The sequence below is a fragment of the Methylocystis sp. Se48 genome (genome assembly GCF_056269425.1).
Genome location: NZ_CM149850.1, coordinates 1,722,076 through 1,743,941 on the forward strand (window position 1 = coordinate 1,722,076; position 21,866 = coordinate 1,743,941).

Sequence of the window (21,866 nt, forward strand, 5' to 3'; positions counted from 1 at the left end):
GACGCCAGCTTTTCCGGACGCAAAACAAAAAAGGAGCGCTCCGGCTTTGGCCGAGGCGCTCCCGTCTTGAATGCGTTTCGCGCTCCGGCTTTACGCCTTCGGAACCTCGCGCACGGCGCCGCGCGCGGCGCTCGTCGTCATCGCGGCGTAGGCGCGCAACGCCGTGGACACCTTCCGTCGCCGAGGGTTCGCGGGCGCGAAGCCCTTGGCCGCCTGCGCCGCGCGGCGCGCGGCAAGTTCGGTTTCCTCGACCGCGAGCGAGATTTTCCGGCTCGGAATGTCGATGTCGATGCGGTCGCCATCCTGCACGAGCGCAATCGTTCCGCCCTCGGCCGCCTCCGGCGAGACATGGCCGATCGAGAGGCCGGAAGTGCCGCCGGAGAAACGCCCGTCCGTGATGAGCGCGCAGGCTTTCCCGAGCCCCTTCGACTTCAGGTAACTCGTCGGATACAGCATCTCCTGCATCCCGGGCCCGCCACGCGGGCCCTCGTAGCGGATGACGACGACGTCGCCTTCCTTCACCCCGCCCGTGAGGATGCCGGCCACCGCGGCGTCCTGGCTCTCGAATACGCGCGCAGGGCCAGAGAATTTCAGGATGGATTCGTCGACCCCCGCCGTCTTCACGATGCAGCCGTCTTCCGCCAGATTGCCGAAGAGCACGGCGAGGCCGCCATCCTTCGAGAAGGCGTGCGTCGCGTCGCGGATCGCGCCCTTCTCGCGATCGGCGTCGAGCGCGTCGTAGCGGCGATCCTGGCTGAAGGCGACCTGGGTCGGCACGCCGCCGGGCGCCGCGCGGAAGAAGGTCTTCGCCGTCTCGCTCGTCGTCACGCCGATATCCCAGCGCGAAATCGCCTCGGCCATGGTGGCGCTGTGGACCGTCGGCAGATCGCCGTGCAGCAGGCCCGCCCGCAACAGCTCGCCGAGAATGGCGATGACGCCGCCCGCGCGATGCACGTCCTCCATATGCACGTCCGGCACGGAAGGGGCGACCTTGCAGAGCACCGGCACGCGGCGCGACATGCGATCGATGTCGGCCATGGTGAAGTTCACCTCGGCTTCGTAGGCGGCGGCGAGGAGATGCAGCACGGTGTTGGTCGAACCGCCCATGGCGATGTCGAGCGCGATGGCGTTCTCGAAGGCCTTGAAGCTCGCGATCGAGCGCGGCAGCACGCTTTCGTCGTCCTGCTCGTAATAGCGGCGCGCGAGATCGACGATGAGATGGCCCGCTTCGACGAAGAGGCGCTTGCGGTCGGCATGGGTCGCGAGCGTCGTGCCGTTGCCCGGCAGCGAGAGACCCAGCGCCTCGGTGAGGCAGTTCATGCTGTTCGCGGTGAACATCCCCGAGCAGGAGCCGCAGGTGGGGCAGGCGGAGCGCTCGATCGCCTTCACGTCGCTCTCGGCCACCTTGTCGTCCGCGCCGGCGATGATCGCATCGACGAGGTCGAGCGCATGCTCCTTGCCGGCGAGCACGACCTTGCCGGCCTCCATCGGGCCGCCGGAGACGAAGACCGCCGGGATATTGAGGCGCAGCGCCGCCATCAGCATGCCGGGCGTAATCTTGTCGCAGTTGGAGATGCAGACGATCGCGTCGGCGCAATGGGCGTTGACCATATACTCCACGCTGTCGGCGATCACTTCGCGCGAGGGCAGGGAATAGAGCATCCCGTCGTGCCCCATGGCGATGCCGTCGTCGACTGCGATGGTGTTGAACTCCTTCGCCACCCCGCCGGCCTTCTCGATCTCGCGCCCGACCAGCTGCCCGAGATCCTTGAGGTGCACGTGGCCGGGCACGAATTGCGTGAAGCTGTTGGCGATGGCGATGATGGGCTTGCCGAAGTCCTCTTCCTTCATGCCCGTCGCGCGCCAAAGGCCGCGCGCGCCCGCCATGTTGCGGCCGTGGGTGGTGGTGCGTGAACGATAGGGAGGCATGGGCGACGTCTTTCCTGCTGATGCGCTGGCTGGACGAGGCGATAGCCCAGGCCGCGCGCCCCCGCAACCGCGGGCAAGGCGACTATGAATTTACATCATAAATCGAAAAAAGCGATGCGGCTGCTCGGCGCTCACTCATTCTGTTCGGTTTCGACGGCCATGTGGAAACGCACAAGCCCGAAAGCTCTGGGCGGCCGGAACCGGGCCGCGCGCTTTCGGGCTTTGCGAAGAGCCGGGTTGCTCTGGAGTGTCAGGCGGCCTGGCGGGCCAGGGAAGCTGGTTTGATCTCGTCGAGGCAGGCGGCGATGGCGTCGATGGAGGCGAAGCTCTGGCGGCGCAGCATGTTGACCGGGAATTCGACGTCGAACGCTTCTTCGATCGCGAGCATGGTGCGAATCGCGGCGAAGGGGGTCAGACCCGCCTTGTAGAGATCGGCGCTGTCTGACAGCGATTCGACCGGGGTGTGCAAACGGCCGTTTTCTTGCAGAAGACGGCGAATGGTCTCTCTCATGACGTCACCTCCAAAAGCCCGCGCCTGGCTCGAACGGGGCCGCAGTCCCGCGTATGAAGCGATAGTCGCGATCGTTTCAGCCAATCGTGAATACCGAGTAATTAAATGCCGCGCCGACCCTGAACCGAGAATGAATTTTTCGGAATTTGAACCAAATTTCCCAGCGGATTGGGTTAACGAAAAGTACTATGAATCCAGCGGAGACATTGGCGGCTCTCCGCGATTGCTCTACACTGTCGCCATGCGGAAGATCGCGCGCCTGTTCCTCACCGTTTTGTCCATGAGTTTGGGGGCGGCCGTCGCGCAGGAGGAAGCGCCGCCGATCGTCGGCGAGGATGAGGGCGGGAACTTTCTGTTCATTCCGGGCATCGGCAAAATTCCGCTCCCCCCCGGCGTGCGCGGCTTCGGGCCGGGCAATCCGCCGCCCGACCAGCTGGACAGCCTCGCGCCCAGGCCGCTGGGGCCCAAGGCGGCGCGTCCCGCGCCCGAGCCACCCAGATCGCTCGAGGAGAGGCGGGCCGCCGAGCTCGAACGGCTCTTCTCCCGGCTGGCCGAGGCCGACGACGACCGGGAAGCTCAGGCCGCTGCGGCCGCGATCCTCCGGCGCTGGGGCCAATCGGGCTCGGACACGATCGACCTGCTCGCCGCGCGCGCCGCCGCCGCGGAGGCGGCCGGCGCGCCGGCGCTCGCCAAAGCCTTGCTGGATTATATCGTCGCCTTGTCGCCGAATTGGCCCGAGGGTTTCGTCCGCCGCGCGCGAATCATGGCGGCGGAGGGCGACGTCGCCGGCGCGCTCGCGGATCTCGAAACGGCGGCGCGGCTGGAGCCGAAACGTTTCGACGCGCTGGAGACGCTCGGGGCGCTCGCGGAAAAATCCGGGGAAAAGAAGCGCGCCCTCGACGCTTACCGCAAGGCGCTCGCCATTGCGCCGCGGAACGAGGCGCTCCGCAAAAACGAGGAGCGCTTGCGCATCGAGGTGGAAGGGCGCGACATTTAGCCGGCGACCCGGAGGGAGAAAGCCATGACCGACGCGAAGCCGCTCTCGCCGGAGGCGATGGCGCAGCTCTTCACCGCCGCTCGGACTCACAACGGCTGGCTCGACAAGGAAGTGCCGGACGAATTGCTGGCGCGTGCGGTCGATTACGCCAAATGGGGCCCGACTAGCGCCAACTGCTCGCCAATGCGAATCGTATTTGTGCGGTCGCCCGAAGCGAAGGCGCGACTCGCGCCCGCCATGTCGAAGGGAAATCTCGACAAGACCATGGCCGCTCCCGCCACGGCGATCATCGCCTATGATCTCGATTTCCTCGACCATCTGCCGCATCTCTACCCGGCGGCCGATGCGCGTTCCTGGTTCGCCGGCAACGACGAGCTCATCCACGAGACGGCCTTCCGCAACGGCTCGTTGCAGGCCGGCTATTTCATCCTCGCCCTGCGCGCCGTGGGCCTGGACGCCGGTCCGATGAGCGGCTTCGACAAGGCGAAGGTCGACGCGGCGTTTTTCGCGGGAACCAATGTCAAGTCGAATTTCCTGATCAACATCGGTTACGGCGACGCCTCGAAGCTCTATCCGCGCGGTCCGCGTTTCGCCTTCGAGGACATCGCCCGAATCGTTTGAGGCCCGCGACCATGCCCCTTCGGATCATTCCCGACCGTTATCTGCCCCATGTGCAGGGCCTGCTGCGCATCGCGACGGCGCTGCTCTTCATGCAGCATGGAACGGCCAAGCTCTTCGGTTACCCTCATGTCGCAATGTTCGACAATCTGAAGCTTCTGTCGCTTCTCGGCGTCGGCGGCGCGATGGAGTTCGCGGGCGGTTTGCTGATGCTCGTCGGGCTCTTCACCCGGCCCACCGCTTTTCTGCTCTCCGGCGAAATGGCCGTGGCCTATTTCCTCTTCCACGGATTCGAGTCTTTCTGGCCCATTCTCAACAAGGGCGAGCTTGCGGCGCTCTATTCCTTCGTTTTCCTCTTTTTCGCGGTCGCCGGGCCGGGGAAGTTCGCGCTCGACAAGGCGTAGGGCCGTCGCGCGCTTGTTCCTGAGTCCCCAGTTTCGGATAGCGGCGCCGGCTTGCGCGGGTCGTCACGTAGGATATTGATTAAAAATATTTTTTCTCGATAAAGGCCGCGCCGCCGGGGTCGCGCCGTCAGCCCGCGCCGCCGCTTGTCGCGGCTCCCGGCCGGCGGCGTCTATTGACAAGTTGGGTCCGCCACCTATTCCCTCTCACTCATGACCGAGACGGCAGTCACGACCAAGCGTCGATCTCATGCGCTGGCGCTACCCAATCTCCTCACCTATGCGCGGTGCGTGGCGGTGCCGGTCGTGGCCGGTTTTCTTTTGTCTTCCACCGAGCATTGGGCGCGCTGGGCGGCGCTGGGCGTTTACATCGCCGCGGCGGTCACGGACTTTTTCGACGGCTATCTGGCGCGGGTGTGGCATCAGCAGTCGCCAATCGGGCAGATGCTCGATCCGATCGCGGACAAGCTGCTCGTCGCCGCGACGCTCCTCGCCGTTGTCGCGGACAGAACGCTCGCGGGCTGGACAATCTGGGCGGCGATCATAATTCTGTGCCGGGAAATCCTCGTTTCCGGCCTGCGGGAATATCTCGCGGAGCTCAAGGTGCGTTTGCCGGTGTCGGCGATCGCGAAGTGGAAAACCACGGTGCAACTCGTCGCTTTGGGATTTTTCATCGCCGGTCCGGCGGGGGAGGCGGTTCTCCCCGGCACGATAAAAATCGGCGCGGCGCTGCTCTGGATCGCGGCGGTGCTCACCCTCTACACGGGGCTGGATTATCTCCAGGCGGCGATTGCGCATTTCAGCGATGACGAGGCGTCATGAATTCGGGGAGGCGATGAAGGCCGTTTATTTTGCCTGGGTCCGGGAGCGGATCGGCGTGGGGGAGGAGGAAATCGCTCCGCCTGCAGAGATCGAGACCGTTCGCCAGCTCGTCGATTGGCTCGCGTCGCGCGGCGATGGCTACGCCGCCGCCTTCGCCAATCCCGGAACCATTCGCGCGGCGATTGACAAGACGCACGCGCCGCCCGACGCATCCATTGCCGCCGCGCGGGAAATCGCGTTCTTCCCGCCGATGACGGGCGGCTGATGACGACGCCGACGATTCGGGTCCAATCCGGGGATTTCGACGCCGCCAGCGAAGAGGAAGCTCTCACGCGCGGCCGGACGGATATTGGCGCCGTGGTGTGTTTCACCGGCTTGTGCCGCGACGAAGACGGCGCGCTGGCCGCGCTCGAGCTCGAGCATTACCCCGGAATGGCCGAAGACGAGATCGGCCGCGTCGCCGCGGACGCCTTGTCCCGCTGGCCGCTCATCGGTCTCACCGTTATTCATCGTTTTGGCGTCATACGGCCGGGCCAACGCATCGTTCTCGTCGTCGCGGCGGCGCGGCATCGCGGCGAGGCTTTCGCGGCCGCGGAATTCATGATGGATTATCTCAAGACACGTGCGCCGTTCTGGAAAAAGGAACGGCGGGTCGACGGCGCGGACGGCGGCTGGGTTGCGGCCAGGAGCGAGGACGAAACCGCCGCCGCGCGGTGGCGGCAGGGGGTCGGCCGTTGAAGCCGGAATGGGGCCCGGCAGCCGCCACGCGCGTCGTGATGGCGGCTGGAGCCTCACATGAGCTGTGCGGGCGCTATCGCCGACACGACCCAGGCGTGAAGAGCCCCCGTCGCGATGGTGACGAATAGCGCGACCAGCGTGAAGACGTCGAGGTTGTCCTTCGGCACGCGCATCATTCGCGTGAGGCCGAGGGAAAACACGTAAACGCCATAAAATCCCAGAACGTCGAGAAAACGCAGGCCCGGGATAAGCCCGAAGGCGGCGGAGAGCCAGGCGGGCGTATAAGAATAGGCGGCCAGCGCCAACGCCCGGCGGTCATCGCTTTTGCCGTCGAAATGGGGCGCGATCATCGAGATGACGAAGGCGACAATGAACAGCGCCGGAAGGCTCAGCGCATATTGCAAGACGGCGCGGAAAAGCCCTTGCGCGAAAGCCGGGTGAAGACCGCGCGTTCCGAAAAGCCATGCTCCCAAAAAGCTCGCGAAAGGCGGAATCGCCGCAAGAAAGACGATGTAACGGCGGTAGAGATCGAGCGTGGAGACATCCTCCGATTCGATCAGTTCCCACTCCTTCTGGGGGGAGAAAATGACGCCTTTGACCCTCGAGAGCAGCGACTCCATGACTTCCTTCCGCTTCGTGGCGGGACCGGGGGCGGGGGCGTGGCACTTGGCGCTTGCCCTTGGCCTGCCTACATGCGAGGGAGTGCGCAGGCCAGGTGCGGCCCCCGCCGTCGGAAACCGACCTTCTAGTCTAACGCGATAGGCTGCATGAGAAAACTGGCAGAATTTTTTTGGCCCGTCGTCGGCATCGCTGCGGTCGTCGGCTCCTTTTACCTGCTCTACCACGAGTTCCAGGGCGAATCCGTCGGGACTGAGGTCTGGATCAATCTGAAGGCCATTCCGACGTCGGATTATCTTCTGGCCGGGCTCTCGACCCTGCTCGCCTATGCGGCCCTCGCGTGGTACGACCGCATCGCCCTGCTGCATCTCGGCGTGAAGCACATTTCGTGGATTTTCATCTCGATGTGCTCATTCACGACCTACGCCCTGTCCCATAATATCGGGGCCAGCGTCTTCTCCGGCGCAATGGTGCGCTATCGCGCCTATTCCTCGAAGGGACTGACGGCGACTCAGGTCGCGGCGCTCGTGGTGCTGTGCTCCTACACCTTCGCCTTCGGCAATATCGTGCTCGGCGGCCTGCTGCTGACCTATGATCCGTCGATGATGCAGCGACTGTCCGGCTTCCTGCCGGATGTCTTCACACATCCGCACACGGCGCGCACGGTCGGCCTCATCTGCCTCGGTTTCGTTGCGCTCTACATTGCTGGCTCGCTGATGCATCTGAAGCCATTCCGGTTCGGACGCTTCGAGATCCTCTATCCGCGGCCGGACATCATGGTGCGTCAGCTTTTCGCGGCGCCGCTCGAGCTTATCGGGGCGGCCGGGATCATCTATTTCGCGCTGCCAGAGATGGGTAACCCGGGTTTTATCGTTGTCCTGGGGGCGTTCCTCTTGTCCTTCTCGGCGGCGCTCGTTTCTCATGCGCCCGGCGGACTCGGGATTTTCGAGCTTCTCTTCATCAATCTGATGCCGGACGTGCCGCGCCTTGAAGTTTTGGCCGCGCTGCTGGTCTGGCGGCTGTTCTATCTTATCATTCCGCTGCTTGCCGCATTGGTCGTGGTCGCCTTGTTCGAGCGCAACAAGCTGCTGGAGAAGCTTCGTGGCGTGAGTAGCGTGACGGAGGGTCCGCCGCCCAGCCAATAAATAGCCGGCCCCAAAAAGGAGCCGGCGTTTTCCGTTGGTCGTATCTTTTGAAGTTACATGCGATATTGCTGGAGGCGCGTTGTGCGCAGGCCCGCAAGACCGTGCTGGTCGATCGACATCTGCCAGCTCAGAAACTCGTCAACCGTCAGCGTGTAACGGCTGCAGGCTTCGTCGAGGGAGAGCAGGCCGCCGCGCACCGCTGCGACGACTTCCGCCTTGCGGCGAATGACCCAGCGCTTCGTCGTCGGCGGCGGAAGGTCGGCGATCGTGAGCGGACTGCCATCGGGGCCGATCACATATTTGACACGCGGACGATGCGTCTCGGTCATATCAGTTACTCACATACTCTACGACCACACAGTAGCGACCTTATAGCGCGCGCCCGTTTAAGATTTGGCTAAACGCGCGTGGCCTATACGCAATCAAATATAAACCGAATTTTAGGAAAAATTGACGCGTAACCGCGTTTGCCCAAGAGTCGCCGGGTTTCCAGCATCAAACCTTCCGGACCCACGTCAAAGAATTCATCGTGAATGCGCCAATAGCGTTAACGCGCATTAAAGCTCAGGTGGCGGATTTACTTTAAACCGCGTCCTAGAAGCGCGTCGTCAATTCCGTCAGCCAGGCCGGGGAGGCCGAGAGAAGCGCCGACTCGAGGAATTTGTCCGCACCGGTTACGATCGAGACGCCAAGGATCAGGAAGACGAAGCCGAGCGCCTGCTTCAACCGTTTGCCGGCGGCGAGAAGCGCGTCGCGCCAGCGGCTGAAGGCCTTTCGCGACATCGCGCCCAGCGCCAGTAACGGAGCCGCCGCGCCGAGTCCGAAGACGGTCATGGTCGCCGCCACGGCGCCGAGGTCCTCGCCGCGCGCGGCAAGGACGGAGGCCGCGCCGAGCGTGGGCCCGACGCAGGGGCTCCAGACGGCGCCGAGCAGCAGGCCAACCCCGAACTGTCCGAAAAGGCCGCCCGAGGCCGCGCCGCCAAAGGCGGCGTTGAGCCGGTCGCTCAACGGCCCGCCCATCGCCGCGACGCGCGCCTGAAGGCCGGGCGCAAGCAGGATGACGCCCAGCGCGATCATCGCCGCCGCCGCCGCGGTGCGGAAGACGCCGCCATCGAGGCCGACGGAGAAACCGACCGTCGCGACGAAAAGGCCAATGAGAACGAAAGAGAGGGCGACGCCCAGAGCCAGCAGCGCCGGCGCCCATTTGTGCTCGGCCGCCGCCGCTCCCAACACCAGCGGGAGCAGGGGGAGCACGCAGGGCGACAGCGCCGAGAGCAGGCCGGCGAGAAAGGCCAGTCCGAGCGCGCCCGCGCTCATGTCAAAGCGCCTTGTCGAGGAGGGCGGAAATCGCCTTGGCGTCGGTTTCCCCCACAGAACGGCCCACCTCCTTGCCGCCCTTGAACACGATGATGGTGCTTTGGTTCGTGGCCTTCAATGCGCGCACCGCATCCTTCTGTCCGTCGAAATCGACCCGGAAGGCTTCCACTCCGGAAAATTTCGGATCCGCCTCGAGCTTGCGCAGGATGGGCTCCTGAGCGCGGCAGGTCGGGCACCAGGGCGCAAAAATGTGAATGACGACCGGCTTTCCGGCCGACTGCGCCGCCGAGAAGGCGTCCGGCGTAAATGGTTTCTCCGCGGCGAAAACGGACGCAGAGGAGGCGAGAAGGGCGAGGAAAGTGAGAAGACCCCGGCGCGACAGCATCTATTGCTCCTTTATGACCAGACGCTCTTCGCGTTAGATCGAGCTTCGGACGCAACCTTGCAAGTGCGGGGGAACATGACGCGACGCTGCATTGGCGTTCTTCTCGCGGGCGGGCTCGCCCGCCGCATGGGCGGGGGCGACAAGCCGCTTCTCGAGATCGGCGGACGCCCAATCCTTGCCCACGCCGTCGCGCGCCTCGCCCCGCAGTGCGAAAGCCTTGCGATCAACGCCAATGGCGATCCGGGGCGTTTCGCCGCCTTCGGATTGCCTGTCGTCGCCGATAGCGTCGCTGGGTTCGCGGGGCCGCTCGCCGGCGTGCTGGCGGGGATGGACGCCGCTGCGCAGCGAGGCGCGATCGACATCGTCAGCGCGCCGGCGGATACTCCCTTCATTCCCCCGGACCTTGTCGACCGGCTCTACGAGGCGCGACAGGCGGCAGGGGCCAACATCGCGGTCGCGGCGTCAGGCGGCCGTGTGCATCACACCGTGGCGCTCTGGCCCGTCGCCTTGCGGGAGCCGCTGCGCTGCGCGCTGGTCGAGGTGGGGCTTCGCAAGGTTTCCGATTTCATCGCGCGATATCCCAATGTGACCGTCGACTGGCCCCTTTCGCCCGTCGATCCCTTCTTCAACGTCAACCGCCCCGAGGACGTCGCGCGGGCGAATGAAATGGCTAAAGCGGGCGACTCCAGCTAAACCAATCTCGACAATGGAGAATTTGCGATGAGCGAGCCGCGGACGCAGCGCCTCAAGGAAATGGCGGTCGAGGAGACGAAGGAGTTCCTGCCGGTCTTCTTTTACGTTTGGTTTCTGCTCGCGATCTTCGGCCTGCACAAATCGCTGATCCTGTCGCAGGCGCATATCGTCGAACGTCAGGGTTTTGCGCTGGCCAAGGCGCTCGCCTTCTCGAAGGTTCTGTTTCTGGCGGAAAAAACGCCGCTGGGACGGCTCATGGCCGACAGGCCGCTGGTCTGGCCGGTCCTCGCGAAGTCGGCGATCTTTGGCCTCGTCCTTCTCGTGATCGACATCGCGGAGGAAGCGCTGATCATCAAATTCCTGCCGTCGCACGCGGGCGCGGATCGTCTCGATTTCAGCAATATCAACGTTCTGTTTTCGACCCTCGGCTTGATGAGCGCCGCGCTCATTCCCTTCTTCGGGTTGCGTGAACTCGGGAAGGTTTTCGGCGAGGCGGAGATGATGAAGCTGTTTTTCAAGGAGCGCGGAAATTATCAGACGATCCGGGATGCGGGGCCCGAACCGGCGCTGGCTGAGACGTGGGAAAACCCGGACGCGCCGCGCGAAGGACAATATTATTACGCAGACGGTCAGTATTACTATTATTCAAATGGACAATATCACCCGTGCGAACCGCCCGCGGGAGATCCTTAATACGCAATCCCCTGCGCGTGTTCATTTTCCACCGCCCGGCATTCACACAAACCCCGGATCTATCCTGTCGTTCCTCTCCAGCCACGTCGGCGTCGGCAGGTTCAGTCCGCGAAGGAATTCGACATTGAACAGCTTCGAGGCGTAGCGCGCGCCGCCGTCGCAGAGGATCGTCACGATGGTGTGGCCCGGGCCGAGGTCGCGGGCTAGGCGGATTGCGCCGGCCACATTGATCCCGGACGATCCGCCGAGCAGCAGTCCCTCGTTCGCGGCGAGGTCGAAGACGATATCGAGCGCTTCGCTGTCCGGGATTTGATAGGCGACGTCGACCGGCGCCCCCTCGAGGTTGGCCGTGATGCGGCCCTGGCCGATCCCCTCCGTGATCGAGGAGCCCTCAGCCTTCAGGACGCCGCTCGTGTAATAAGAATAGAGCGCCGCGCCGAAGGGGTCCGCGAGGCCGATCTTGATATCAGGATTGTGCGCCTTCAGCGCCATGCCGACGCCCGCGAGCGTGCCGCCGGTGCCGCAGGCGCAGACGAAGCCGTCGACCTTGCCGCCGAGCTCCTCGTAAATCTCCGGGCCGGTCGTCGCGATATGGGCTTCGCGGTTGGCGATATTGTCGAACTGATTGGCCCAGACCGCGCCAGCCGGGTCTTCCTTTGCGAGCCGCTCGGCGAGGCGGCCCGAGAGCTTCACGTAATTGTTCGGGTTGGCGTAGGGAACCGCCGGCACCTCGACAAGCTGCGCGCCCTGCAGGCGCAGCATGTCCTTCTTCTCCTGGCTCTGCGTCTCGGGGATCACGATGACGGTGCGAAAGCCCATGGCGTTGGCGACGAGCGCCAGTCCGATGCCCGTATTGCCCGCCGTGCCCTCGACGATGACGCCGCCGGGCTTCAGCGCCCCCTTGGCGATGGCGTCCTTCACGATGAAGAGAGCGGCGCGGTCCTTCACCGAGCCGCCGGGATTCATGAACTCCGCCTTGCCGAGAATCCGGCAGCCCGTGGCTTTCGAGGCGGCGCGCAATTCGATGAGCGGCGTGCGGCCGATGGCCTCGATGACGCTGGCGGCGATGGTCATGAACTCTGATTCCTGTGGCCGGGACGCCTTGTCCTAGCCGGAAGAGCCGTCCCGTTCAAAGGCAAAACTGGCGCCGGGGAGGGGGCGCTATTTCCGAGAAGGCGCGTAACGGCTACACTAGTACAATTGGACGGGAGAACGCGATGGCCGACAATGTCACGAACGAGCTTCTGCTGGAAACGCTCAAGGCGATCCAGTCAAAGCTGACCGACATTGCGAGCGACATCGTCGATCTGAAAGCTGATATGCGCGGCATGAAGGGCCATATGGCGGCGTTCATGCAAAGCGAAGTCGCGCAGGATGACGCAATCGCGTCGATCCAGTTGAGAATCGAGCGGATCGAACAACGGCTGAACCTCGTCGATGGATGAGGCGCCGCGGAGAGATATCCGCAATTGGTATTCTGTCACCGGACTCCCAGAATGCGGCATCCGGCGACTTTCGAGGCGGCGCGCAATTCGATGAGCGGCGTGCGGCCGATGGCCTCGATGACGCTGGCGGCGATGGTCATGAACTCTGATTCCCGTGGCCGGGACGCCTTGTCCTAGCCGGAAGAGCCGTCCCGTTCAAAGGCAAAACTGGCGCCGTGGCGCGCGCTTTCCCCGGGCTGGAGGACTCGCATGGACGGCTTCTCGTAAAGATCGCCCCGAAAATCCACAGGGTCGCCGTGCCCGGTCCATGGCTCGATGCATAGATAGGGGGCTGGCGGCAGCGTCCAGAAGCCGGCATGGGGAAAGTCGTCGAGCGCAACCCGCAGCCGCGCCCCCGCGCCATTGTCGAAGACGAGGCCGCGGCTTTTCAGGTTCAGGAAAACGAGCGCGTCGCGGGCGAACATGGGCGGCGACAGCGGCAGGCGGTTGCCGGCGAGCGGCGTGCGCTTCGTCTCCTTCATGAGGAGCCCGCCGGGGCCGATGACCGGAACGTCGGGGCGTTCTTCCGCTTCGAAAACAATGGCGTGCTCGGCGACTGAGTCTGCGAGCGGCCAGCGGAAGGCCGGGTGCAGGCCGCAGGCGTAGGGCAGGGGCCGCGCGTCCGTGTTGGCGACGATCAGATGATTGTCGAGCGCGCCTCCGCGCAGCCGGAACTCGACCTCGAAATGGAAGGAGAAGGGGTAGAGCGCACGGGTCTCGGCGTCGTCGACGAGGAGAAGGCGTAGATAATCCCGACGGCGTTCGGCGACCTCGAACCGCTTTCTCCACGCAAAGCCGTGCAGGGAGAGCGGATAGGTCTTGCCCTCGACCAAGACTTGGCCATTCCGGGTCCAGCCCACGACAGGAAAGAGGATCGGCGCTGTCTGGTCCCAGACTTTCGGATCCTTCGCCCAGATCATGTCGACGCCATCCGCCCGCCAGGCCGAAAGCTCGGCGCCGAAGGGGAGGATTTCCGCGCTGTCGCCGTCAGCTTCAAGGAGAATCGCGTCGCTCATCACAGCGTAGCTTTACACAGTTTTGCGTCCCCGCGCCGATTGTTGCCGGCTGGGTGCCGCAATAGAGTCGCGGCCTGTGCGCCGGACCCGCGGCGCGACCACCCATCGTGAGGAAAACGGTTGTCACCGAACCTTCCGCCGGCAGGCCCCAACTCGATCTTGCCGCTGTTTCTGAGCACTTTCACGACGCTTCTCGCCGTCATCAATCCGCTCGAGGTTCTGCCCGTCTTTGTGTCGATCACCCACGACAGGGACGCAGCCGGCCGCCGGCGCATCGCCTTTCTCGCAACGGTCTATGCGCCGCTGCTGGCTCTTTTCTTTCTCTTTTTCGGCGCTATCGTGCTGAAGGCCTTCGGCGTTTCGCTGAACATGGTCCGCATTGCGGGCGGGATTGTCCTCACCCGCATCGGTTTCGAGCTTTTCGCGCCGTCGGGCGCTGGCCATAGCGCCTTTCTCAACGCCGGGCCGGATGACAATATCGCCTTCATGCCCCTCGCCATGCCCCTGATGGAGGGACCCGGCGTCATCGCGACTGTGCTCGGCATGATGGCGACGATCGAACGGGCGCCGAGCGAGATGGCCCCTTATGTGGCGATTCTGGCGGCGGCTTTTCTCGTGGTCGTCACAACATTCCTGCGTCTGGCTTTCGCCGGACGCCTCGTCGCCTGGCTCGGCCGGATGGGCATAGACGCCATTACGAGAATTGTCGGATTCTTCATCTCCTCCATGGGCGTCTCGCTCATTTTCGACGGCGTCATGGGCGCGCTCGGCGCGCATGGCGTGAAGGTCGTGCTTCGACCTCGAATCGAGCGAGGCTGAACGAGACCCATGAACCCGCCGCCCTCTGAGCCTCACGCCTTTCTCGGGGTCGAACGCTCGATCCTCGGCCGGCCGTGGCGGGCGCGGCTCGATCCTGCGGGCGAGGCGCGGGCGCTCGCGCTCATGCAGGCGCACGGCCTCGACGACCTCCTCGCCCGCATCCTTGCCGGCCGGGGCGTCGAGGTGTCCGAGGCCGCCCGCTATCTGGACCCGACGCTTCGCGAGCTGATGCCCGATCCCTCCAGCCTGACGGAGATGGACGCCGCGGTGGCGCGGCTCGCGCGCGCCATCGAGACGGGCGAGCAGATCGCCATCTTTGGCGATTACGACGTGGACGGCGCCTGTTCGTCGGCGCTGCTGATCGACTATTGGCGCGCCGCTGGGGCGCCAGAGCCTTTCCTCCACATTCCCGACCGCATTTTCGAGGGCTACGGGCCGAACAGCGAGGCTATCCGCACGTTGGCCGGGCGCGACGCGACGCTCCTCGTGACTGTCGACTGCGGCACGGTCAGTCATGAGCCCTTTGCGGTCGCGCGCGAGCTGGGGATGGACGTTATCGTTCTCGACCATCATCAGGCCTCGCTCGAGCTTCCCCCGGCCATCGTCGTCAATCCCAACCGTCAAGACGACCTCTCGGGGCAGGGCGGGCTCTGCGCCGCCGGGGTCGTCTTTCTGGCTCTGGCCGGATTGACCCGGTTGCTGCGGTCGCGCGGCTGGTGGACGGATGCGCGGCCGGCGCCCGACCTCCTCGCCGCCCTGGACCTCGTCGCGCTCGCGACGGTCGCCGACGTCGCGCCGCTCGCCGGGCTCAATCGCGCCTTCGTCGTCAAGGGGCTCCAGGTGATGCGAAGCCGCGCCCGACCTGGACTTTCGGCGTTGATGGACGCCGCCCGAATGGATGGGCCGCCGCGTGTCTATCATCTCGGCTTTGCGCTCGGGCCCCGCATCAACGCTGGAGGGCGGATCGGCGACGCAGGGTTGGGCGCGCGCCTGCTGACCCTCTCCGACGCGGTCGAAGCCGCCCGCATTTCGCGGGAACTCGACCGTCTTAACGCCGAGCGGCAGGCCATCGAGAAGCAGGCGCTGGAGGAGGCGATCGCCCAGGCAGAAGGGCAATTCCTTAAATCCAACCGGCTATCTTGTCTCGTGGTCGAAGCGGAAAACTGGCATCCCGGCATCGTCGGCTTGATCGCCGCACGGCTCAAAGAGCGCTTCAATTTACCTTCATTCGCCTTTGCTTTAAATGGAGAAACATGGTCAGGTTCAGGTAGAAGTTTAAGTGGGGTCGATCTCGGCAGGGCAGTCCGGCGCGGCGTGGATCTCGGCATCGCGATCAAGGGTGGAGGCCACGCCATGGCGGCGGGCGTCACGCTGGCGCGCTCGAAGGTCGACGCATTTCGGGCTTTCATCGACGATGCGCTGACGGAGGCCGTCGAGACTGCGCGGGGCGCCGACTCCCTTGTTGTCGATGCGGCGGTGGCGGGGCGCGGCGTCAATCTCGATCTCTTGCGTCGGGTGGAGAAGGCAGGCCCGTTCGGGCAGGGAAATCCGGAGCCTCTTTTCGTCCTGCCGGACCAGCGCCTGGCGGATGCGATGATCGTCGGGGAGAACCATGTCCGCGCCCGGCTCCGCTCCGACGACGGCGCATCGGTCGACGCCATCGCTTTCCGCGTCGTCGGATCGCCGCTTGGCGAAGCCCTGTTGAGGGGGCGGGGCGAACGCTTCCATGTTGCGGCCCGAATCTCGCCCAACAGCTTTCGTGGGCAGGAGCGGGTCGAGACCCGCGTCGTGGATGCGGCCATTGCGGAACGGAAATGACGAAAGGCCTGTGACCATCGCGCCACAGCATGGGAGAAAACCGACAAGACGGCGTTCTTCCAGGCCGCGAGCCGTAATTCCGCCCAGATCGAGCCGCCTTTTCGCCTCAGCCAAACCGTGTCGTTAACGGCAGGTTCAGATTTTGGGGAGAAACTCCCGGCAATCGCAACGCATGGCGAATCAAAGCCATGCGGCACGTCCGAAGAAGCGCGGCGCAAGCGCCGCCAGCGGCGGGCGGACTGGGGGCGGCTCTTCAGGGCTTCGTCTTTGAACAGGGACCGTTTCGATGCGATTTGCCGTGTCCTGGGAGAAAACGCGCTTGTCGATGAAGTTCCGTCCGACCGTTTTCCCTCTTCGCCGATCGCTGGTTCTTCTTTCTCTAGCTTCGCTCGCGGGATGCGCCTCTCATGGTCCCGGCCCCCGCTACGCGAGCCTCGGCGGCGGGGGCGGGGTCGATCCGCGCTACGGAGTCCGCCCGAGCCCGCGCGTGATCGCGGACGGCGAGGAGGTTCCGAAGGGCGGCGGCAGCTACATGGTCGGCAAGCCATACAAGATAGCCGGCCAGACCTATTATCCCAGCGAGAAGCCTTATTCGGCCGTCGGCACGGCTTCCTGGTATGGTTCAGATTTCCACGGTCGGCGAACGGCCAATGGCGAAATTTTCGACAGGGAGTCGATTTCCGCCGCCCATCCGACCATGCCTCTGCCGAGCTACGCACGCGTCACCAATCTCAAGAATTCCCGCTCCATCATCGTGCGCGTCAACGACCGCGGCCCCTATCACGGCGGCCGGGTGATGGACGTGTCGCAACGCGTCGCGGAAGCGCTCGATTTCCAGAGCGCTGGAACAGCGAGGGTGAAGGTCGATTGGATTGGCCGCGCCAATCTCGCGGGAGACGACGATCGGAAGCTGCTCGCGACCTTGCGCGACGACGGACAGCCTGCGACGATCGAAGGCTTCGAGGCGGTCATGGTCGCCGCGCGGCAGGAACAGCGACGCGTTGCGTCAGTCGCCCGGCAGGAAGCCGTGACCGAGCCGCCCGCCCGGCCGGTCGTCAATGATGCGCCTCCGCGCCCGGTCGAGAGCGAGGCGATGGCCTACGCCGCCGAACCCCGACCCGAGCCGCTGAGCGAAACGACGACGGTTTCCCGCACTGACGAGGAAGCCCTGGACGCCGAACCCGTCGCCTCCACGCACGGGGAGGCGCTCGATCCGGAAAAGACCCGGGAGAAGGTCAAGTCTTTCCAGGCTGCCCCGCTCCCGCCCATGCGCCCGGCCTCCCTTGGCCGGGAGGAGGCTGCGGTCCCGAGGCCGCCCATGCGTCAGGCGCTCAACTGACGCTTTCGCCGACGGGCGATAGGGCGTTTATTGCAATTCCGGGTGGCAAGCGCCATTCTCTTGCGGCGCCGGGATCTTGCGGCGCATCCAAGCGGAGCGCAGGCCTTGCACAATCGCCCAGCCAGAGCGGCCCTTACCATCGCATTTCTCATTTTTGCGGCGGTCCTTCCCGGGAGCGCCATCGCGCAACCGTTCCAGACCAGCGTTCCTCAGGCCATACTGATGGACGCCGGCACCAATACGGTGCTCTTCGAGAAGGGCGCCGACGATCTCGCCGTCCCGGCCTCGACCGTGAAGATTTTGACGGCCGAGCTGATTTTCCGGGAGTTGAAAGAAGGCCGGCTGAAGCTCGACGATGAATTTCCCGTGTCAGAATACGCCTGGCGCAACGGCGGCGCCCCCGCGGGCGGCTCCGCCATGTTCCTCAAGGTCAACAGCCGCGCGCGGGTCGAGGATCTCCTTCGGGGTCTATTGATCGACTCGGGCAATGACGCGGCGCTGGTTCTGGCGGAGGGCGTCGCGGGATCGGAGGAAGCCTTCGTCATGCGCATGAACAAGCGCGCCACGGAGCTCGGCCTCGTCAAGTCGCGTTTCGGCAATCCCTGGGGCAAGCCGAGCGACGACCAGAAGGTGACGGCGCGGGAGATGGCGAGGCTCGCCCTTCACGTGATCCGAACCTACCCGGACTATTATAAATATTTCGGAGAGAAGGAGTTCACCTGGAACAACATCCGCCAGCAGAACCGCAATCCGCTGCTGAACATGAGCATTGGCGCGGACGGTCTGAAAACGGGCAATGTCGACAAGGGCGACTTCGGCCTCGTCGGATCCTCCCTTCAGGAAGGGCGCAGGCTCATCGTTGTCGTCTACGGCGCCAAGACGGCGAAGGAGCGCGCGGAGGAAGCCCGCAAGCTCCTGCAATGGGGCTTTCGCAATTTCGAGGAGAGAGACCTCTTCAAGGCCGGAGAACCCATCGGCCCGGCGCAGGTCTATGGCGGCACGAAAGGGTCGATCGAACTCGTGTCGCCGACCGATGTGAAGGTTCTCCTGCCGCGGGGCTCGAACGAGAAGCTTTCCGGCAAGATCGTCTATGAAGGCCCTGTTATGGCTCCCGTCGAGGCGGGACAGAAGGTCGGCAAGCTCGAGATCAAGCGGGGCGCGACCGTCGTGCTGGAGCAGCCGCTGGAATCGTCGGAGGCCGTCGGCGAGGGGTCGCTGTCTCGCCGCGCTTTCGACGCGGTTTACGAATACGCCGCCGCCAAAATTCACGAGAAGCTGTCGGCAAGGAAATGACGGACGACGAAAAAGGCCGGTTCATCACCTTCGAAGGCGGCGAGGGCGTCGGCAAGTCGACGCAACTCGCGCTGCTGGCGGCGCATTTGCGCGCCTGCGGTCTGGAGGTGGTGGCTACGCGGGAGCCGGGCGGCACGCCGAGAGCCGAGATGCTGCGGGCGGTTCTCCTTTCCGGCCAGATTGCGCCGCTCGGTCCTCTGGCCGAGGCGGCGGTCTTCGCCGCAGCCCGCATCGACCATGTGGACCGGCTGATCGCGCCGGCGCTGAAGCGCGGCGCCTGGGTGCTGTGCGACCGTTTCGCGGATTCCACCCGCGCTTATCAGGGCGCGCGCGGCGGCGTCGACCCGGATTCTATCGCGCTGCTGGAGCGCGCCGCGCTCGATGAGCTGAGGCCGGACCTCACCATCATCATCGATCTCCCGCCGCAGCAGGGACTCGCCCGCGCCGCCGTCCGGCGACAGGCGAATGGGTCGAGGCCCGACCGTTTCGAGGCGGAGGACGACGGCTTCCACGAAGAACTGCGCCGGGCCTTTCTCGACATCGCCGAGCAGGAGCCGGAGCGCTGCTGCGTCGTGAACGGCGCGCTGCCGGAGGAGGAGCTCGCCCGCGCGATCCGCCAGCTCGTCGATGCGCGCTTCCTCGACCTGACAGGGGCCGCCGCCGCCCAATGAGCAAGGAGCCTGCCGGGCCGCCGGAAAGCGACCGCTTCGAGGGCGCGCCGCATCCGCGCGAAACGCTCGCGCTGTTCGGCCATGCGGCTGCCGAGCGCGAACTGCTCGACGCCTATCGCAACAACCGCCTCGCGCAGGCGTGGATCGTCGGAGGGCCGGAGGGAATCGGCAAGGCGACGCTCGCCTGGCGTTTTGCGCGCTTCCTGCTCGCCCAGCCGGACCCCGGCCAGCCCGCGGTTCAATTTGCGGCGGATCTTTCGGTTCCCGCCGATCACCCCGCCGCGCGCCGCATTGCGACTATGGCCGTCGCCGACGTGTTTCTGCTGCGGCGGGAATGGAACGAAAAGACCAAGAAGCATTTCACCGAAATCCGCGTCGACGACGTGCGTGAGATTTCCCGCGCGTTCCATCAGGCGTCCGGGACCGGCGGCTGGCGCGTCGCCATTATCGACTGCGCCGACGACCTGAACCGCAGCGCGGCCAATGCGCTTCTCAAGCTTATCGAGGAGCCGCCGGAGCGCTCGCTCTTTTTGCTCGTCGCGCATCAGCCTGGCCGCATCCTGCCCACGATCCGCTCCCGATGCCGCAAGCTGATGCTGTCGGCGCTGACCCGGGAAGAGACGATCGCGGCGGTCGAGGCCCTGGGCGCGCCCTGGAGCGCCCGGCCGGCCGAGGAAATCGCGGCGGCGGCGGCCCGTGCGGAAGGTTCGGCGCGCGAAACGCTGCGGCTGCTCGACGGCGACGCCATGATCTTCGACGCCGGCGTGGCGAGGCTGCTCGGGGGCTTGCCGAAGGTGGACTGGCTCGGCGTGCACATGCTCGCGGACAAGCTTGCCGGCCGCGATAATGAGGCGTCGTACGACGCCTTCATGCGCGCGCTGGAGCGCCACCTCGACTCCCGCGTCCGGACCCTGTCACAGGCCGGCGCCCCCGCTGCGCGGCTCATCGGCTACGCCCGCGTCTGGGACGATATTCGGGAACTGGCGCGCGAGACCGATGTGTTCAACTTCGACAAACGCGCCATGACGCTCGGCATCTTCGAGAGGCTTGCGAGGGCGGAAGGCGGAGCGACATAAAGAACGCGTTGAGCGTCCCTTCTTTCAGTGGGCGATAGGAGGAGATGCTCCGTAGATCCGGAGCGTCCCGAAGCCTCCTAGAATTTATAGATAACTGCCGCGCGGGTTTTACCCCCCGTTGGCCTCGCGTCTACCGACGATCCCATCACGGCGGCATATTTGTCATAGAAAGTTTGCAAATATTCGAGACGCGCGCCGATATGAGCCGTCAGCATCGTTTCCAGGCCTCCACCGAATTGAAGTCCTCCAAACGCATGCGACGTCTGCAGACCGCCGAGACCGACCGTAGAGAGTTTGCCCCCGGTCTGCGACCATCCGATCGATGCGAAAGCGAGCGTATTCCCGAAAAGGCGCCCGAACCGGGCGCGGATCGAATAATCCCAAGAATAATCGATTTGGCCGTTGACCGTCAGTACGGACAGCGACGACTTGACGCCGGCGGCGCTTCCGTCCGCTTCCAGGGCCGCTACCGCATTCCCCCATTGATATTCGTACCCGACAAGCAAGCCGCCTATCGGGCCGTTGCCTCCCACGCCATTGGCCGTCCAGGCATTCCCTCCCGAAAGCCGGGTGGTTTGCCAATCCCAGCCGCCATGAATGCCGGCGTAAGGTCCGGTCCAGCTATCCCGCATCGGCGGCGCATTCGAAACGCCTGTCGCCGAGAATTCCGCAGGTTTGAAGATCAGCCCCACACGCGCAAGGCTAGCCTCCGGCGAGGCGCTGAACAGTCCGCCCGCGAACCAGCGTCGGTCATAGAGGCCGTGCAGATATTCGATGCGCGCGTAAAGACCGCCGTCCAGGCGCGTTTCAATGCCCGCGCCGAAGATCGCGCCGGTATATTTCGCGCTGCCTCCCTGGGCGCCTGGCGTATTCGGGAAACTCAAACGAGTGAAGACCTCCGAGACGCCGGCCGTCACATAGACCATGGTTTCATCAGAGGTGAGTGTGCCCAATCGTCCGCGAAGGGCCCAGGATGCTTCTTCTTGAAAGTTCGCCTCGCCCAGGCCGCTAATTGATCCGGTCGCGCTCGTGCTGTTCAAATTGCCTTCCGCGACGACGCCAGCAACGACTTGCGGTGAGAATTGATAATCAAAGCCGGCGGTGACGCCGCCAGTAAAGCCGTTCATTCCAACGCCGCTAAAGTTCGCCACGCCGGGAACTTCCAGGCGCGTGTTCGCCCATCCGGCTCCGACATGCGCGCCCAGGTTAAAGCCCGTCCAGCCGCCAGAAACGGCAAGCAATGGGGGAGGGGTGACGCCTGACTTCGCAATTAAAGCGGGCGGCCGCCCTGAACCGGCGAGCGCGGGCGCCGCTTCGTTCATATCGGACGAAGAGGAAAACGGATGACGCGCATAGAAGTTCGTCGGCAGGTTGTAGCGAGGTTCCTGACCGGCGGTCGATGCTGTCGCGCCGAAAACGAGCAATGTGCCTGAAATCAGTAGCCTCTTCATAATTGCCTCCGATCTTGTTGAAGCAATTATTG

25 protein-coding genes are annotated in these 21,866 nt (G+C 64.7%); 16 read left to right on the forward strand and 9 right to left on the reverse strand.

Annotated elements, in window-relative coordinates; translation table 11 throughout:
• Nucleotides 1-90: 90 nt before the first annotated feature.
• Together ilvD and ACV959_RS08425 are read right to left on the reverse strand one after the other, a co-directional pair.
• Nucleotides 91-1,929: a dihydroxy-acid dehydratase gene (ilvD, locus tag ACV959_RS08420; protein WP_475739429.1), complete on the reverse strand. Its 1,839-nt coding sequence runs from the start codon at nt 1,927-1,929 to the stop codon at nt 91-93.
• Nucleotides 1,930-2,179: 250 nt separating this feature from the next.
• A complete protein-coding gene (locus tag ACV959_RS08425; RefSeq protein WP_475739430.1) occupies nt 2,180-2,440 on the reverse strand; it encodes an acyl carrier protein in 261 nt (86 codons plus the stop codon).
• Here ACV959_RS08425 and ACV959_RS08430 point away from each other — a divergent pair.
• From ACV959_RS08430 to ACV959_RS08455, 6 genes are all read left to right on the forward strand, one after another.
• The gene (locus ACV959_RS08430) at nt 2,427-3,437 is read left to right on the forward strand and encodes a tetratricopeptide repeat protein (protein WP_475739431.1); all 1,011 of its coding nucleotides are present in this window, start codon (nt 2,427-2,429) and stop codon (nt 3,435-3,437) included. The two genes, ACV959_RS08425 and ACV959_RS08430, sit on opposite strands and share 14 nt — an antisense overlap.
• 24 nt (nt 3,438-3,461) lie before the next feature.
• Nucleotides 3,462-4,058, forward strand: coding sequence for a malonic semialdehyde reductase (locus ACV959_RS08435; RefSeq protein WP_475739432.1), 597 nt, complete (start codon nt 3,462-3,464; stop codon nt 4,056-4,058).
• Between the two features lie 11 nt (nt 4,059-4,069).
• Complete coding sequence (locus tag ACV959_RS08440; RefSeq protein ID WP_475739433.1) at nt 4,070-4,459, forward strand: DoxX family protein; 390 nt, start codon at nt 4,070-4,072, stop codon at nt 4,457-4,459.
• Nucleotides 4,460-4,669: 210 nt separating this feature from the next.
• The gene (pgsA, locus tag ACV959_RS08445; protein ID WP_475739434.1) at nt 4,670-5,278 is read left to right on the forward strand and encodes a CDP-diacylglycerol--glycerol-3-phosphate 3-phosphatidyltransferase; all 609 of its coding nucleotides are present in this window, start codon (nt 4,670-4,672) and stop codon (nt 5,276-5,278) included.
• Nucleotides 5,279-5,291: 13 nt separating this feature from the next.
• Nucleotides 5,292-5,543 carry a molybdopterin converting factor subunit 1 gene (gene moaD, locus ACV959_RS08450; protein WP_475739435.1) on the forward strand — a complete coding sequence of 84 codons (252 nt, stop codon included), beginning with the start codon at nt 5,292-5,294 and terminating at the stop codon, nt 5,541-5,543.
• The gene (locus ACV959_RS08455) at nt 5,543-6,016 is read left to right on the forward strand and encodes a molybdenum cofactor biosynthesis protein MoaE (protein ID WP_475739436.1); all 474 of its coding nucleotides are present in this window, start codon (nt 5,543-5,545) and stop codon (nt 6,014-6,016) included. The genes moaD and ACV959_RS08455 overlap by 1 nt, the downstream gene beginning before the upstream one ends.
• Before the next feature lie 53 nt (nt 6,017-6,069).
• Here the strand turns inward: ACV959_RS08455 and ACV959_RS08460 are convergent, their stop codons facing one another.
• Complete coding sequence (locus ACV959_RS08460; RefSeq protein ID WP_475739437.1) at nt 6,070-6,636, reverse strand: Yip1 family protein; 567 nt, start codon at nt 6,634-6,636, stop codon at nt 6,070-6,072.
• Between the two features lie 147 nt (nt 6,637-6,783).
• On the opposite strand from ACV959_RS08460, the gene ACV959_RS08465 reads away from it, so the two are divergent.
• Nucleotides 6,784-7,779 carry a lysylphosphatidylglycerol synthase transmembrane domain-containing protein gene (locus tag ACV959_RS08465; RefSeq protein WP_475739438.1) on the forward strand — a complete coding sequence of 332 codons (996 nt, stop codon included), beginning with the start codon at nt 6,784-6,786 and terminating at the stop codon, nt 7,777-7,779.
• Nucleotides 7,780-7,832: 53 nt separating this feature from the next.
• Here the strand turns inward: ACV959_RS08465 and sciP are convergent, their stop codons facing one another.
• The 3 genes from sciP to ACV959_RS08480 all read right to left on the reverse strand — a co-directional run bounded on the left by sciP (nt 7,833) and on the right by ACV959_RS08480 (nt 9,481).
• Nucleotides 7,833-8,108 (reverse strand): CtrA inhibitor SciP, encoded by a 276-nt coding sequence (gene sciP, locus ACV959_RS08470; protein ID WP_016920503.1) that lies wholly within the window; start codon nt 8,106-8,108, stop codon nt 7,833-7,835.
• Nucleotides 8,109-8,373: 265 nt separating this feature from the next.
• Entirely contained in the window at nt 8,374-9,096 is a 723-nt protein-coding gene (locus tag ACV959_RS08475; protein WP_475739439.1) for a cytochrome c biogenesis CcdA family protein, read from the reverse strand.
• Between the two features lies 1 nt (nt 9,097).
• On the reverse strand, nt 9,098-9,481 hold the full coding sequence (locus tag ACV959_RS08480) for a thioredoxin family protein (protein WP_475739440.1): 384 nt from the start codon (nt 9,479-9,481) through the stop codon (nt 9,098-9,100).
• Nucleotides 9,482-9,556: 75 nt separating this feature from the next.
• Here ACV959_RS08480 and mobA point away from each other — a divergent pair, with 75 nt between their 5' ends.
• Both mobA and ACV959_RS08490 read left to right on the forward strand, forming a co-directional pair.
• A complete protein-coding gene (mobA, locus tag ACV959_RS08485; RefSeq protein WP_475739441.1) occupies nt 9,557-10,174 on the forward strand; it encodes a molybdenum cofactor guanylyltransferase MobA in 618 nt (205 codons plus the stop codon).
• A gap of 27 nt (nt 10,175-10,201) precedes the next feature.
• Nucleotides 10,202-10,867: a hypothetical protein gene (locus tag ACV959_RS08490; protein ID WP_475739442.1), complete on the forward strand. Its 666-nt coding sequence runs from the start codon at nt 10,202-10,204 to the stop codon at nt 10,865-10,867.
• Nucleotides 10,868-10,909: 42 nt separating this feature from the next.
• Here the strand turns inward: ACV959_RS08490 and ACV959_RS08495 are convergent, their stop codons facing one another.
• Nucleotides 10,910-11,941, reverse strand: a complete 1,032-nt coding sequence (locus tag ACV959_RS08495; RefSeq protein WP_475739443.1) for a cysteine synthase A — start codon at nt 11,939-11,941, stop codon at nt 10,910-10,912.
• A 143-nt stretch (nt 11,942-12,084) separates the two neighbouring features.
• On the opposite strand from ACV959_RS08495, the gene ACV959_RS08500 reads away from it, so the two are divergent.
• Nucleotides 12,085-12,312 carry a hypothetical protein gene (locus tag ACV959_RS08500; RefSeq protein WP_475739444.1) on the forward strand — a complete coding sequence of 76 codons (228 nt, stop codon included), beginning with the start codon at nt 12,085-12,087 and terminating at the stop codon, nt 12,310-12,312.
• A 173-nt stretch (nt 12,313-12,485) separates the two neighbouring features.
• Here the strand turns inward: ACV959_RS08500 and ACV959_RS08505 are convergent, their stop codons facing one another.
• On the reverse strand, nt 12,486-13,367 hold the full coding sequence (locus ACV959_RS08505; RefSeq protein ID WP_475739445.1) for an aldose epimerase family protein: 882 nt from the start codon (nt 13,365-13,367) through the stop codon (nt 12,486-12,488).
• 120 nt (nt 13,368-13,487) lie between these two features.
• Here ACV959_RS08505 and ACV959_RS08510 point away from each other — a divergent pair, with 120 nt between their 5' ends.
• The 6 genes from ACV959_RS08510 to ACV959_RS08535 all read left to right on the forward strand — a co-directional run bounded on the left by ACV959_RS08510 (nt 13,488) and on the right by ACV959_RS08535 (nt 20,383).
• Nucleotides 13,488-14,186, forward strand: a complete 699-nt coding sequence (locus ACV959_RS08510) for a MarC family protein (protein ID WP_475739447.1) — start codon at nt 13,488-13,490, stop codon at nt 14,184-14,186.
• A gap of 9 nt (nt 14,187-14,195) precedes the next feature.
• A complete protein-coding gene (gene recJ, locus ACV959_RS08515) occupies nt 14,196-16,004 on the forward strand; it encodes a single-stranded-DNA-specific exonuclease RecJ (protein WP_475739448.1) in 1,809 nt (602 codons plus the stop codon).
• A gap of 325 nt (nt 16,005-16,329) precedes the next feature.
• On the forward strand, nt 16,330-17,343 hold the full coding sequence (locus ACV959_RS08520) for a septal ring lytic transglycosylase RlpA family protein (protein ID WP_475739449.1): 1,014 nt from the start codon (nt 16,330-16,332) through the stop codon (nt 17,341-17,343).
• Between the two features lie 138 nt (nt 17,344-17,481).
• Nucleotides 17,482-18,636 (forward strand): D-alanyl-D-alanine carboxypeptidase family protein, encoded by a 1,155-nt coding sequence (locus ACV959_RS08525; protein WP_475739618.1) that lies wholly within the window; start codon nt 17,482-17,484, stop codon nt 18,634-18,636.
• Nucleotides 18,633-19,307, forward strand: coding sequence for a dTMP kinase (tmk, locus tag ACV959_RS08530; protein WP_475739450.1), 675 nt, complete (start codon nt 18,633-18,635; stop codon nt 19,305-19,307). The genes ACV959_RS08525 and tmk overlap by 4 nt, the downstream gene beginning before the upstream one ends.
• Complete coding sequence (locus ACV959_RS08535) at nt 19,304-20,383, forward strand: DNA polymerase III subunit delta' (RefSeq protein ID WP_475739451.1); 1,080 nt, start codon at nt 19,304-19,306, stop codon at nt 20,381-20,383. The genes tmk and ACV959_RS08535 overlap by 4 nt, the downstream gene beginning before the upstream one ends.
• 77 nt (nt 20,384-20,460) lie before the next feature.
• On the opposite strand, the gene ACV959_RS08540 is transcribed toward ACV959_RS08535, so the two are convergent.
• Complete coding sequence (locus tag ACV959_RS08540; protein ID WP_475739452.1) at nt 20,461-21,834, reverse strand: outer membrane protein; 1,374 nt, start codon at nt 21,832-21,834, stop codon at nt 20,461-20,463.
• Nucleotides 21,835-21,866 lie beyond the last annotated feature (32 nt).